This window comes from Microbulbifer sp. TYP-18 (genome assembly GCF_040932045.1).
Lineage (GTDB): Bacteria > Pseudomonadota > Gammaproteobacteria > Pseudomonadales > Cellvibrionaceae > Microbulbifer.
On record NZ_JBFRBC010000044.1, the window covers coordinates 1 to 13952 of the forward strand.

Annotated in this window: 13 protein-coding genes and 1 pseudogene; 13 read left to right on the forward strand and 1 reads right to left on the reverse strand. The window is 55.6% G+C overall.

Annotated elements, in window-relative coordinates; genetic code table 11:
* The 8 genes from ABVT36_RS18190 to ABVT36_RS18225 all read left to right on the forward strand — a co-directional run.
* Positions 1 to 589 (forward strand): hypothetical protein (locus ABVT36_RS18190; RefSeq protein ID WP_368457828.1); only part of this gene is annotated, 589 nt, incomplete at its 5' end.
* Positions 589 to 2679: a hypothetical protein gene (locus ABVT36_RS18195; protein ID WP_368457829.1), complete on the forward strand. Its 2091-nt coding sequence runs from the start codon at positions 589 to 591 to the stop codon at positions 2677 to 2679. The genes ABVT36_RS18190 and ABVT36_RS18195, both read left to right, overlap by 1 nt.
* 137 nt (positions 2680 to 2816) lie before the next feature.
* Complete coding sequence (locus ABVT36_RS18200; protein WP_368457830.1) at positions 2817 to 3986, forward strand: hypothetical protein; 1170 nt, start codon at positions 2817 to 2819, stop codon at positions 3984 to 3986.
* A gap of 12 nt (positions 3987 to 3998) precedes the next feature.
* Positions 3999 to 5234 carry a N4-gp56 family major capsid protein gene (locus ABVT36_RS18205; RefSeq protein ID WP_368457831.1) on the forward strand — a complete coding sequence of 412 codons (1236 nt, stop codon included), beginning with the start codon at positions 3999 to 4001 and terminating at the stop codon, positions 5232 to 5234.
* 72 nt (positions 5235 to 5306) lie between these two features.
* Positions 5307 to 5690 carry a hypothetical protein gene (locus ABVT36_RS18210; protein WP_368457832.1) on the forward strand — a complete coding sequence of 128 codons (384 nt, stop codon included), beginning with the start codon at positions 5307 to 5309 and terminating at the stop codon, positions 5688 to 5690.
* A gap of 251 nt (positions 5691 to 5941) precedes the next feature.
* Positions 5942 to 6601, forward strand: a complete 660-nt coding sequence (locus ABVT36_RS18215; protein WP_368457833.1) for a DUF4145 domain-containing protein — start codon at positions 5942 to 5944, stop codon at positions 6599 to 6601.
* A gap of 93 nt (positions 6602 to 6694) precedes the next feature.
* Entirely contained in the window at positions 6695 to 7468 is a 774-nt protein-coding gene (locus ABVT36_RS18220) for a DUF1883 domain-containing protein (protein ID WP_368457834.1), read from the forward strand.
* A 92-nt stretch (positions 7469 to 7560) separates the two neighbouring features.
* Positions 7561 to 7953 (forward strand): hypothetical protein, encoded by a 393-nt coding sequence (locus ABVT36_RS18225; protein WP_368457835.1) that lies wholly within the window; start codon positions 7561 to 7563, stop codon positions 7951 to 7953.
* A gap of 311 nt (positions 7954 to 8264) precedes the next feature.
* On the opposite strand, the gene ABVT36_RS18230 is transcribed toward ABVT36_RS18225, so the two are convergent.
* Positions 8265 to 8591, reverse strand: coding sequence for a response regulator receiver protein (locus tag ABVT36_RS18230; protein WP_368457836.1), 327 nt, complete (start codon positions 8589 to 8591; stop codon positions 8265 to 8267).
* 172 nt (positions 8592 to 8763) lie between these two features.
* Here ABVT36_RS18230 and ABVT36_RS18235 point away from each other — a divergent pair, with 172 nt between their 5' ends.
* From ABVT36_RS18235 to ABVT36_RS18255, 5 genes and pseudogenes are all read left to right on the forward strand, one after another.
* Complete coding sequence (locus tag ABVT36_RS18235; RefSeq protein ID WP_368457837.1) at positions 8764 to 9348, forward strand: hypothetical protein; 585 nt, start codon at positions 8764 to 8766, stop codon at positions 9346 to 9348.
* The gene (locus ABVT36_RS18240; protein WP_368457838.1) at positions 9341 to 9982 is read left to right on the forward strand and encodes a DUF6682 family protein; all 642 of its coding nucleotides are present in this window, start codon (positions 9341 to 9343) and stop codon (positions 9980 to 9982) included. Before ABVT36_RS18235 ends, ABVT36_RS18240 begins: the two co-directional genes overlap by 8 nt.
* Entirely contained in the window at positions 9982 to 10596 is a 615-nt protein-coding gene (locus tag ABVT36_RS18245; RefSeq protein WP_368457839.1) for a hypothetical protein, read from the forward strand. Before ABVT36_RS18240 ends, ABVT36_RS18245 begins: the two co-directional genes overlap by 1 nt.
* 17 nt (positions 10597 to 10613) lie before the next feature.
* Complete coding sequence (locus ABVT36_RS18250) at positions 10614 to 10985, forward strand: hypothetical protein (protein ID WP_367151835.1); 372 nt, start codon at positions 10614 to 10616, stop codon at positions 10983 to 10985.
* Between the two features lie 3 nt (positions 10986 to 10988).
* Positions 10989 to 13952 (forward strand): annotated as a pseudogene (locus tag ABVT36_RS18255) (hypothetical protein); the annotation flags it as partial.

The window sequence follows — 13952 nt, forward strand, 5'->3', positions numbered from 1 at the left end:
AGGTCGAGTGGCTGCTGAGCCTCTGATGACCTACCGCGCTTTTGTGGATATTGGCGGTACCGGTGCGCGGGCAGATGCGTTCGCCATGTGGATAACGCAGTTTGTTGGTCGCGAGGTACGGGCTTTGCGCTACTACGAGCGCGTTGGCCAGCCGTTGAGCGCGCACTTGGAGTGGATGTGGGAGAACGGCTTTGGCCATCACAACACCAAATTCTGGCTGCCCCACGATGGCGGTACCCATGACAGGGTTTTCGATGTGTCGTATGAGTCGGAGCTGCGTAAGGCGAATTTTGACGTCATCGTGGTACCCAACCAGGGCAAAGGTGCTGCTTCCGCGCGGATCGAGGCAGCACGACACCTCTTTCCGTCCATCTGGTTCGATGAGGAAGGTTGTGCAGGCGGCCTGGAGGCACTGGGTTGGTATCACGAAAAAATTGATGAGGCGCGCAACATCGGCCTGGGACCGGAGCATGACTGGTCTTCCCATGGTGCTGATGCGTTCGGTCTGATGGCGGTAGCTTATGAATTGCCAACAGCTTCTGGTCGTACCCATAAAAAGCGCGCGCCGCGCAACTGGAGAGCGATGTAATGTCCTTCGGCATTGACCACGCAAAACAGCAAGGAGGACTGCCACTCAGAAAACTGGAGCGCTTTCTGGACGATATCCGGGTGCAGCCGGAGTGGCGCAGCGAGGCGGACCGGGCCTGCGCCTATTACGACAGCAACCAGATTACCCCCGAGATGCGCGAGTTGCTGGAATCCCGTGGTCAGCCGATCCTGACTCACAACCTGATGGCGCCAGCGATCGACGGGGTATTGGGTCTGGAGGCGCGCACCCGGGCAGATTGGGTGGTGCGTCCGGACGATGACGACAGCGTGGAGGTGGCCGAGGGCATTAATGAAAAGCTCAATGAAGCGGCGCGCATGACGCGGGTGGACAAGGCGTGTGCCGACGCCTTTGCCGGCCAGGTCAAGTGCGGCCTGGACTGGGTGGAGGTGACCCGCGGCAGTGATCCTTTCGCCTATCCCTACCGCTGCAAGCGGGTGCACCGCAATGAGATTTTCTGGGACTGGCACGCGGATCCGGATCTGGCCAATGCGCGCTGGCTGCTGCGGCGGCGCTGGGTGGACAAGGATGAGGCGCAACTGGCATTTCCGGGCCATAAACATTTGATTGAGTTTGCTTGCCAGGGCTGGGACGGGTTCGACACCGAATACCAGCTGATGCAGCGGGACGACCTGCTGGGCGCCTATTCCGACTACACCAGCACGGATATGTTTCTGCAGGACTGGTGGGACAGCGACCGGGAGCGGGCCCTTATCTATGAGGTCTACTACCGCCACTATGTGGAGCGTCCGGTGATGTTCACCCGCGAGGGGCATGTGCTGGAGGTGGATCCACGGAACCGGATGCACCAGGCGCTGCTGACCAGCAACCGGGTGCAGGTGCGCACCATGACGTTTCCAAAGATGCGGCTGGCCTATTTTATCGGCCCGCACCGGCTGGTGGATATTCCCTCGCCGCATCCCCACAACCAGTTTCCCTATATACCTTTCTGGGGTTTTCGGGAGGACACAACCTTTGTGCCTTACGGCCTGGGCCGACGGATGATGCCGGCGCAGGATGAGGTGAATGTGCGCCGGCAAAAGCTCACCTTCCTGTTAAACAAGGTCCATGTGGTCAAGGATGAGGATGCGCTGGCGGGGAATATGTCTGATGAAGAGATGCTGGATGAGTTTTACCGTGCTGATGGCGTCGTGAATCTCAATCCCACCCGCACCACCAGAAACAACAACGCCTTTCGTGTGGAGCAGCAAACCCACGTCGCCGCTCAGCAGTTCTCTGTGATGCAGGAGGCGCAGCGGATTATCCAGGAGACCGCCGGGGTCTACTCGGCGTTTCTGGGCCAGGAGAGTGGGGCCAAGTCCGGAGTGGCGATCGACTCGCTGGTGGAGCAGGGCAGCACTACGCTGGCGGAACTGACCGACAACTACCGCTTTGCGCGTCAGCAGGTGGGTGAGTTGCTGATGGCGCAGGTGATTCACGATCTCAGTCACCGGCCGGATGTGGCCGTGTCGCGCAATGTGGGCAAACCGGATAAAACCAAGGTCATCGTGCTCAACGGCACCGAGGGCACTGGCCAGCCCAGAACCAATCTGGTGACCAAGGCCAAATTGCAGGTGGTGCTGGGGGACATTGCCAGCACGCCCAGTTACCGCGCCCAGGTTTCCCAGCGCATGATGGAACTGGCATCAAGCCTGCCGCCGGATATGCAGATGGTGATGCTGGATTTGATTGTGGAGAGCACCGACCTGCCCAAGCGGGATGAGATCGTTAAACGTATTCGCGAGGTAACCGGCCGGGGCAACCCTGAAGACTTGACCTCGGAGCAGCGCGCCCAGATGCAACAGGCGCAGCAATTCGAGCAGGCGATGCAACAGCTGGGTATGGCCGAGGCGCAGGAGAAGGTGCGCAAGCTGGCCGCGGAGGCCGCCAAACTGGAGGCGCAGGCCGGTACCGAGCAGGGCAAGTCGAAATTGGGACCGGCTGAACTTCGGCAGCTGGACGCCAGCACTGAAAAACTGATCGCAGAGATGAAGAGTGTTATCGCTGACGTAGCACTAAAACGCTCGCAACTCAGATTCCAGCAGGTTGGGGATAGCCCAATGACTGCGTGACCTATTGGCTGGCAACGGCCAACCCCGGATGTAAATAACCCGCTCTGTGCGGGTTTTTTTATGCCCGGACTTCCGCACGCCCGAGCGATAGAGGGCGACTCGCAACCATGCGACAACTGGTAAAAGGTGGAGAAACGATGAGTAAGTTTGAGATGGACGATGTGGATCTGGACGGACTGGGCAAGTCGGAAGACGAAATCAACGAAATTCTCGAAAGTGGTGATGAAGATGCAATCGAGGAACTGCTTGGTTTTGGTGGTGAGTCCAGCGAGGCAGAGACCAAGACCCCGGAAGCCAGCGATGGTGATAAGGGCAACGACGATCAGGAAGAAACAACCTCTGATGAGGAAGGCGATAGCGACGCTGGTAAACAGGGCGATAACGACGGCACCCCGCCCGATGCCGACCAGCCGAGCGAACAGCCGACCGATTCGGAGGGTGACGGTGGCAGTGGTGACGGCGAGCGGTATGTGGAGAGCCGTGACGGCCAGCACAAGATCCCCTATGCGGTGTTGCAAAATGCACGGGAGCGAGCCAGTGCGCTGCACAACCGCACTGAGGAACTGCAGCAGAACCTCAGTGGCACCCAGGCGGAGCTGGCGCAGCTGAAGTCTGTCAATGATCAGCTCAAGCAGCAGCTGCAAGCCAACAACCTGACCCCGGCCGATGTACTCCAAAAAGTCGACATTGATGACGAGATGCTCGAAACACTGAGCGAATACGGAAATCTTGGCGAAGTGGTGCGCGCCCTGGCATTACAGAATCAGCAGTTGCAGGAGGCCATCAGCCAGGACCGGGAAAAGGCAGTACCCCCGGTGCCTGACCAAGGGCCTGATGCTGTGCAACAGCAGGTGGAAACCGCCATCGCCAACAATCCGAGCTTGTCCGACTGGAGACAGAATGATCCCGATAAATGGGAGATGGCCATTATCGTCGATGAAAAGCTCAAACAAGACCCCGCCTTTAAGGAGGCGTCGTTCGAGGCACGCTTTAAAGAAGTCGTCAAGCGTACCCAGGCCGCCTTTGGTGTTCCCGACAAACCCCAGGACGAACCCGACCAGAGCAAGAAAGCTCCGGATCAATCCGATCAGGACGCGCAAGCGCTGGCCGATAAAGCCAAGGCAAAAGTCGAGGAAGCGACCAAGAACCAATTCCCTCAATCGCTTACCGATATAGGCCACTCTTCGACCGCAGAAAAGTCCCGCTTGGATCAATTCTCCGAAATGTCCGAAGCGGAACTGGCAATGGCGATGGAGAATATGTCACAGGACCAGATCGAGTCGTTGATGGCCGAACTCGGTGAATAACAGGTATTTATTATGTCAACTTCCATCTCCGCGGGTAGTGCTGCGCGCAACCGCATTTTTAACGCGGCGCTCTTTATGGAGGCCACACGCCGCAACTCCTTCACCAATGTGCTGACCGGGCCTGCGCCCAAGAAGGCCGATAAGAAAAAGATCGACGGAAAGCAGCAGACCAACCCTGGTGCGCCCGTAGTCCGTATTACGGATTTGTCCAAGAAGGCCGGTGATGAAGTCACGGTGGACCTGTACCACCAATTGCGTCAGAAGCCGGTCATGGGCGACAGCAAGCTGGCGGGTAAGGGCGCCAGCCTGACCTCCAGCCAGTTCCCGCTGAAGATCGACCAGGGCCGTACCATGGTGGATTCGGGCGGTGCTATGAGCCAGCAGCGCACCGCGCACGATCTCAAGCAGCTGGCCCGCACCCTGCTGGGGCCTTACTACACCACCCTGGAAGACCAGCTGGTGTTGATCCACCTGGCCGGAGCCCGAGGGGTACACAATGACTCCGACTGGATTGTGCCGCTGGAGGACGATGCGGATTTTCAAAAGATCTGTGTCAACCCACTGACCCCGCCCACCTACGACCGCCACACCTACGGTGGTGATGCGACGGCGGTGGACAACCTGGACAGTGCCGATCTCTTTACCCTGGCCAGTGTGGACAATATGCGGCTGATACTCGACGAGATGCCGTTCCCGCTACAGCCGGTGAAGTTCGAGGGCGATCCCCAGGCGGACGATGCGCCTTTCCATGTGCTGTTTGTGTCCCCACGCCAGTGGCACGATTTCTGGACCTCCACCAGCGGTAACGACTGGCGGGCGCTCACGGCCAATGCACACCAGCGCGCGGCCCATTTTAAGCACCCGGTGTTTTTGGGGGAGTGCGCTATGTGGAACGGCATCCTGGTGCGCAAGATGAAGCGCCCGGTGCGATTTATCGCCGGGACCAATGTCAGCGTGTGTACCAACAGCGCCAGTGCGGGGACTTCGACGCAGACAGCGGGTACCACCATCGACCGCGCCATTCTTTTGGGTGGCCAGGCGCTGGCCAATGCCTATGGCCGCAGTGGCAAGAAGGCCAAAGGTGGTATGCACTTTTCCATGCACGAGGAGAAGACCGACCACGAAAACGTGGTGGAGCACTCGATTGCCTGGATGAATGGCAAGGCGAAGATCCGTTTTAAGGGCACCGACGGTCGGACTAACGACCACGGTGTGATGGTGCACGACACAGCGGTGAGCGGCAACTGACCGATAAGGGCGGGGGCTTGGCTCCCGTTTTCTTCCTCTTACTTCCTCTTAACTTCTTTGGAGTGATCCAATATGAAAACCCCAGATCTCAACACCATTCAACAAAATGGTGAATACGGCAACCTGTGTGTTGCCACCGGCAGGGCCATTTACGAAGGCGATTCTGCCGGCACCGTCGGCCCTGTGCTCAAGCTGCCGGCGATGACCCAAATCACCGGCTTTCGCATGGTCAATGACGCGCTGGGCGCATCCACCACGGTTGCCGTCGATGCGGTCGGAGAGGACAACAGCACTCCGGTGTTGCCCGCCACCAACACCGCGAATTCAGGCAATACGGTCTATACCGGCAAATCCATTCTCCTTCTCGAACCGACTGAACTCCAGCTATCCCTGGCCGGCGGAAGTGCTACCGGGGAAGTGGAGTGTGTAGTCGAGTATGTGTACGTTGGGGCCTGAGTGCTGATTGAATTTTGTGCAGTCGCGCATGCTTACAGTAGAGCACTGATAGTTAAGTGTTGAATAAAGCGACTTGAGCCAGTGGTTCACTATCTTCAGTTGCTATTTGATCGAAAATCTATAACCTACTGTGAATAATGGCTTTTCAGTAGGGTTTGAGCGGCCTTCTTTAGAAATAATAGCCAAATGGATAGTGGGCTATTGGCTCTTCAATAAACTACTATACCCTCTAAGCAGAAGAGGAGATCAGTTTGATACAAAAATTGTCAGCTAGATTCGATCAGCTCGCAGATGAAATTATCCAAATAGAATCAACTAAAGTAATCAAGCATAGCGTTTACTCTGGGAGCTATGATCACGTTGATCAAGCCATGTTAGATGAATGGAAGGTTAAAGCTAAGTCACTCATAGTCAAAGCGTGTGGGAATGATGGTGAGCACATAAAGGCATTTGTAACTGCTGAAGAGCTGCGATCCCTAGATAGTAACTATAGTGTGCTCCAACGCGTAAAGTCAGTTTATATGGCTGCGAAAGATGATTTTCAAGGAGGTTATCTTTCCTCGGTTAAGAGTCTTGTGCAGGCTGAGTTATTTGATTCCGAATTGGAGCAAGCAGCGGAGCTTCTGGATAGTGGATATAAAGGACCTTCCGCAGTAGTTGCTGGAGTGGTTCTGGAGACAGCTTTAAAAGATCTTTGTGCTCAAAATTCTATATCCCATGCAAAACTGGATAAAATGAATTCCGATTTAGCGAAGGCAGGTTTATATAATAAGCTGCAACAAAAAAAAATTACTGCACTAGCTGATATTCGAAATAGCGCGGCCCACGGCGACTGGGATTCATTTAGTGAGGATGATGCAAGGGAGATGATTAGGGATGTCGAGAGGTTTTTATCTAATCACTTAGTGTAACAAGCACAAGTACTCGGATCAAATTTAGGCTGGGCTTCAATTTTCCCAGTGTTTTGTACGTTATGCCTTCAATTAGATAGGGAGTAGTAAAAAGTGCAATTCATTCATACCGACCTTGGTCAAAGGAAGAGAGGGGAAATAGTAGAGGTTACTCTTACGAGTGGTGCAAATGTTCGCTTAATGGATAGTTCTAATTTTAATAGTTATAAAAATCGCCGCCACCACCGGTACACCGGAGGCTTAGCAAAAAGGTCTCCCATACGGCTACAAATACCCTCGTCGGGGCACTGGCATGTTGCGGTTGATATGCAAGGTTTAATGGGTAGCACAAAGGCTTCCGTTCGAGTTCTTCCTGGTGCTCTGCCAGATATTCAGGAACGCCCCTTAAGTGAGGTTCCTGGTCTTGTGAGGGATGACATTTCTCCTCCAACAGAAACTGGAGGAGAAACCCACGATGTATTTATTTCACATGCCTCAGAAGACAAAGAGGAGTTTGTTCGTCCACTGGCAAGCGCTCTGAGTAACAAAGGACTTAATGTTTGGTACGACGAAATGACTCTCCGAATAGGTGACAGCCTAAGGCAAAAAATAGATAAAGGGCTCGCGAATAGTCGTGTAGGCCTAGTTGTTTTGTCTCCAGCCTTTATTAACAAAGGCTGGACTAACTACGAACTTGACGGAATCGTCACTCGAGCGGTATCGGGCGAACAAATATTACTGCCTATATGGCACAACATAACAAAACAGCAAGTTGTTGATTTCAGCCCATCTCTAGCAGATAAGGTGGCAAGAAGTACAGCTGCACATACTATTGATGAGATTGCTGGTGAAATAGCGGGTCTTTTAAATGCAGAGACAATAGCATAACAAAGCGAGCCAGAGGGAACAAAAAACTGCTTCTTCACTCTGGTTTTCAGCTCCTGCTGGCGGCGTTAGGCAATTTTACAGAGGAAGTGATATTGAGAGACTTCAATTCTGGTGATATTCATGGGGATATCACTATCAACGATAACTCTAAAAATAATGAATATAAATTGCTAATCCATTGCAATAACGAAGAGCTTTTGCATGAGGAGTTGCACAGAAAGCAATTGTTGAGGAATGAGCGTTCTAGGAAAAATGGAATTACGTGGAAGTTTCTCGCTTTCTCAGCATTTTTATTGCTTGTTGCCGGAGGTTGGTTTTATATTCAGGGGGCAATGAACACTGTAACCTTACTTGTAGGTGCAGCTGGTGTGATGACTGGCATGGCTACGTTGCAACAGGCAGACAAAAAAACATCGTTTGAGCAAAGACAAATTGCCACGCTTAATGAAATTCATACTCTACTTCGAGAGAGGGGCGTTCGATAATACCTAACAAGTAAATCAACTACGCGCACAAAAGACATGCGCAGGATGCAGCAGATTAGCGCCGGTGTTTGAGGCGTTATTAGTGTTCTAGCTTCACACTTATTCTGCGCGTAATATTTCTTTACCTGATTCACCTTTTTTCTTTCTGTACTGATCTGGCTGACAGCTGTCAACCAGGAGTGTTTTTATCAAAGTATAACCATAAGCCCGCTTAGTGCGGGCTTCTTTATTTTGAATTTTCAGTGATTCAATTGCAGATCGGATTCAAGTGAATAACTATAAATGGCTAAGTAGTATAGTTGATGTGTAGATCATTTGGATATGAATAATCGATTGATGTAGCAACTACTAGAGCTGCTATCAAACACTACTGTAACTTGTTTTTCAGATGCCAGTCCTGCCAAGGCGGCACTAAACATTAGCTGCAAACCCTCTTGGGTTACACCATTCTCTCCCACTTTTACATAGTAGTAATTGTCAGTGCTGGTACAGCTTGGGGAGCTTGCTTCTAGAGTTATCACAAAGCTTCCATCACCGAATGGATAGACTCTTGTAACTTGAGAAGTAAACCCCACTTCTTGCGCTGTCGCTGGAAGAGAAATTAGCGCGGTAATCAGTAGGGCTATCATTTTACGCATTTTAATTTAATTCCTTGTTTATTGGTCGAATCTTCAGGTATTTGTACTGAAGTAGTGTAAATCCAAGCCTGCGGGGCCCCCGCAGTTTGATGTTGAATTATACGTTCACGCTTCATTGAAGCATAGCTCTGAGCCCGCTTAATGTGGGCTTTTTCTATTTAGGAGATTTCCAATGACTGAACCCACAGTGCAAGTTAAATATATCGGCAATAAGCCGGCAAAAAGGGATACCGTCTGTGGTACCGGCACCCTCTGGGCGGGCCATGGCGATGTACAGGCTTTCCCGCGCGACAGGGCGGCGCTGCTGCTTCGGCATCCTAAGGTATGGCAGCTTGCCGATATTTCAGCTGTCGGAATCACTTCGGTCGAACAGCCCCTTCAACCCGAAGCTTCTGTACACGATGAGAAGGGCGAAGCATCCCCTAATGAGCGTCGCGAAGTTGGGCAGCCGACTTTCAATAGCGCACCGGTGACCGGGGAGGTTAAAGACCCCGAAGATAATGGCCCTGAACCGCTTATATCTACTCAGTCGCAGGGAGAGGGGCAAGTCGGTGCGCCCAGTACTGCGGAAAACAACCCGGAAAATCAGGCAGTCGATCTGGTGGCATTGATTCGCGCGATGCCAAAAGATGAAGCCCATTTTAATCCGGGCACCGGCAAGCCCAAAGTGGCCAGGGTGCGCGCGCTGGCCGGTGATCCGGGCATTACCGCTGACGATGTGAAGCGGGCCTGGGAAACGATCAATAGCAATGGTTAGCGCTCTGATTGCAGAGGTGCGCAATAGCCTCCGCGATGCCAGTGAAGTGCAGTACAGCGCTGAAGCTATTGGCAGTGCGTTGTTGGATGCGGAGCTGGTGGTTGTAGCCTACAAGCCGGAGGCCACTGCGGAGGATGTGGAAGTCACCACGGTGGACGGTGCACGTCAGGAGATTCCGGCTGACTATTTGCGGGTGCTGGATATTAAGCACAACGGCACCCTGGCGGAGCCCGGCCGAAGTATCCGCCTGGTGGCAAGGGAGCACCTGGACCTGATGGCGCCCAACTGGCGCGCTGCCAATACAGAGCCTGAAGCGCGACAGTACACCTATGACGAGCACAACCCCCGGGTTTTTGAGCTGTCCCCACCGGTTGTGGCCGGCACGGTGGTGGCGACTTTGGCAAAGCGCCCGGCTGAGTACGATGACCTGACAACGGCGATGCCAACGGTCGGTCCGGAATACCGCCCGGCATTGATTGAGTATGCGCTGTATCGGCTGTTCAGTGAGGACACCGAGGGTAGCGTGAACGAGTCCCGCAGCCGCAAGCACTACGCCAATTTCTTTAATTTCCTCGGGGTCAAAGTGCAGAACGAAGCACGGGTTTCCCCGTGGCAGCCGGAGCGCAAGGTCTGATGCTGGAACATGAACTGGTTGATATTGATGCGTTTCTGCCCGGTATTGTGATCAGGGTGCCGGATGCGCCGGAGTCGTTGATCCGTCATCACCTGCTGTCGGTATTGCAGGACTTTTGCGAGCACGCCTGCTACTGGCGGGAGCCTTTGGTGGATGTCTACACCATTGAGGGTATCGACAGTTATTTTCTGGAAGGCCCGGGTGATACCGAGGTGGTCAAGGTGCTGGAGGTGAAGGATGCGGAGGGCAATGTGTTCACGCCGCGCCAAAAACCGATACCCGGCGAGCGCTGGTGGTGGCAGTCCCAACCCGGTGTGCTGGATATTGACCCTGAACTGGGCGAGCAGGTATTGACGGTGCAGGGGGCGGTCAAGCCCTCAAATACGGCCGCCAGTGTTTCCAGGACGCTGTTGACGGATTACCGCGACGCCATAGAGCAGGGCGCCCTGGCCAGGCTCTACACCATGCCGCACAAACCCTGGTCGGCACCAGAGCTGTTTCAGTTGGCGCAGGGCCAGTATGTGGCGGCGCGCGATCAGGCGGCCCGCAAGGCCGGACGTGGATTTTCCACCACCCCGCGACGCCACCAACCCAAACCCCGCACTTATTTCTGATTTTTCTTGAGGCGCCTATGGCCAGTAAAAAGAACCTCACCGATGCCGTGATCGGGGACAGCCTGAGCCTGCCGCTGGTGTTTAAGGACGAGAATGGCGAGCGTATCGATATTTCCGGGCGCACCTTCTGGTTGACGCTCAAGCTGAAACCGCAGGTGCCCGACGAGCAGGCGGACGCCCAGGCCATTTTGACGGCGCCTGTGGATGCCAATAGCCAGAACGGCGAAACGGCGATTGGACTGAGCGCGGCGGAGACGGAGAATCTAAAACCTGCCAGTTACTATTACGACCTGCAGATGGCCACGCCAATACCGGGCGGCGACACTGAAGTGCGGACCATTGTGTATGGCCGTATCCGCTTTGTGCAGCAGATTACCCGGAGCCGCTAAGCCATGAGCGACACCCTGCAGGTTCAAGCGGCAACAGAAACCGTTGAGATTGAAGCGGTGGCCCGCCAAGCATTGGAGGTAACGCTGGACGCAAGGGGCCAGCCCATTGCGGTTGAAATTACCGGTGATGTGGGCGTGGTGGCGCGTCTGGCGGCGCAGGTGGTGGAAGCGGAGCAAAACGCCGGGGCCAGTGCGGCGGCGGCTGCGCAGAGCAAAACCAATGCGGCGACCAGCGCGCAGAGTGCTGCCGGCAGTGCGACAGCTGCCGCTTCCAGTGCCTCGGATGCGGGTGCCAGTGCGGTCACGGCCAATGACCACCGGATCGCGGCGGAAAACAGCGCGGTGAACTCCGGCAACAGCGCGGCGTCGGCCGAGGCCAGTAAACAGGCCGCAGCCGATAGTGCTTCCTCGGCACAAAGCTGGGCCAATTCCGCGCAGATTTCTGCTGAACAGGCTCAGACGCAGGCACTCAACGCTGAAATTAGCGCCAATGAGGCGGGAAATTCATCACTAGCTGCATCGGAAAGTGAAAATAACGCCAATGCCAGCGCTGGTCAGGCGACGACCAGTGCACAGAATGCCGCCAACAGTGCAGTAACTGCTACCACACAGGCGGGCTTGGCCACTACTGCAAAAACCGATGCGCAGGCGGCGCGTGATGGGGCCATCAATGCGCAGGCCGGAGCCGAAACAGCACAGGGTATTGCCGGTAGTAGCGCGGTGGCCGCAGCGGACAGCGCAACGGTGGCGCAGACCGCAGAGACCGGTGCGGTGGCGGCACAGCAAAAAGCCTTGCAGTGGGCCAACCACCCTGAAGACCAGTTGCTACCCGGGGAGACGCAATACTCCGGTGCCCACTGGGCAGCCAAGGCGGCCGAGTCCGCGGCATCCGCCTCGGGGCAGGTGGAGTTCTTGGGCTCCTGGGATGCGGCGGTCAATGGCACACCGCCGACCCCGGCCAACTCGGCCCGCTATGTCATCATCAGCGACGGCGTTGTGGATGGCAAAAGTGTCTACGTCAACGACTTTATCACCTACTCGGTGCCGGATGCGGCCTGGTTTGTCACCCCCGGCTCGGGGAACGTCGCCAGCGTCAACGGTTATATTGGCGCGGTGGTACTGGATTACGGGGATTTTGCCGGGGCGCAGAATACGCTGTTCGATGCCGGTGTGGGTGTGCGCGGTAAAAACAGCGCAGGTGCGGCGAAATACCTGGCGCGGACCAGTGCCGATGGCGCCCAGGTGTGGCTGGGTGACGCCACCATGCCGACGGTGATTCAATCGGCTTCGGTACCCCAGTGGAACAACGGCTCCGCCAGTGTTGACCTGCTGCATACCGGAAGCGGCAACCAGTGGCTGGCGGGCCGTTTGGCGGTGGGCAAGTCACAAACGCCGGCACTGGCCAATGATGGTAACGAGTCCCTGATTGCGGATATTGGACTTTATGCGCACGCCAATACCGATGGGGGCGAGACCTTTATCGGCTTTGCCAGCGGTGACAGTTTCGATGCGCGTTTTTACTGCAACCCCGCCGAGAAGGTGGTGGATTTTGTCGGTGGCAGTGCCGGCTGGAAACTGCGGCAGGCCGGGCAGGATCTGCTGCACAGCGGGGGCGGGCAGACAGTCTCCGGCACAACCACTTTCGACAGGATTCGCTTCCCGGGCGCCAGCGCTGAGCCTATCGAGTTCCTTCATCCTACCGCTGGATCATTCAAAGTCGGTTTTCAGGATGACTACCTACGCTTTCGCGGCAGTGGTGCGGAAAATCCGGCCGGTATCCGCCTGGATGATTACGATGTTCCGGTGGTGGCGTTATCGCGACATGGTGCTTCGGAGTTTTATCGCGGACTCAACGCCAGTGCGATCAGCGAAGACGGCACCACCCTGGCGGAAAAGTATCTGGGTATTTCTGCTACAGCGGCAGATTCGGCAAAGCTGGGCGGTGAGGAGGCGGCCCACTTTATCTCCGGCAAGAACGCGAGTGGCACCCTGGGCGTTCAGGGCACCAACGGCTGGAACGATGTTGTCAAAAGCGGCTTTTACAACGGCTCGGTTCAAGCCAATGATCCGCTGGGGAACGCCACCGGCTGGTACTGGGGTATTCATGTCAGCCACGAGAACACCAGTCAGCAATACGGCTGGACCCTGGTGTCCAGCAACAGCGCCAATCCGACCTGGTATCTGCGCGGTGTGCAGGCGGGCACCTGGGGCAACTGGTACCAGGTTATTACCAGCAAGGGTGGGCAGACCATTCACGGCGGCCTGGAGCTGGGTGCTGCGATAACGCTGCCTTTTGGGGACGGGTTTCAGTCCAAAGATTCCGGGGGCACTCCGCACTCCATCGCGCGGTTGGGCACTGGTAACCTGGCGATTTTAGGCACTGCTATTTATCCGACCCGAATTGACAGTGCGGTTGTACCTCGCTGGTGGGACGGTACCAATAACAGGGATCTTCTGCACAGCGGCGGTGGCCAGTCGATCGGCGGACTGACCACATTCAATTCCGCGAGCTATGGCCAGCATATCAAGATTGTCCGCGGTGGAGAGAGCTGGAGCATCACATCCTCCCTCGACGGTTCCCTGGATTTCAACCGCAACTCCGGGTCCGGCACCGCCAAAGTGGATATGCCAGCGCTGAATACCAGCGGCCCCCTGACACAGAGCGGGCATCAGGTCTGGCATGATGGCAATACATCGGGCTTTACCCCGGCCTCGGCGCCGGCACTGGGTGTGGTGAACCTGAACAATTACCAGACCCCTGGCTTCTATTACCAGACCGCCAATGCCAACGCCACCAGTGGGAGCAATTACCCGACCGCAAAAGCGGGTTCCCTGGTGGTCCAGGCCGCAGCCGGTGTCACCCAGCAGTATTACACCTACAATTTTCTGAGCAGTGATGCGCCCGACTTCTATTTTCGGGGCTATTACAACAGCAATTGGTCGGCCTGGAGAAAGGTGCTGCACTCC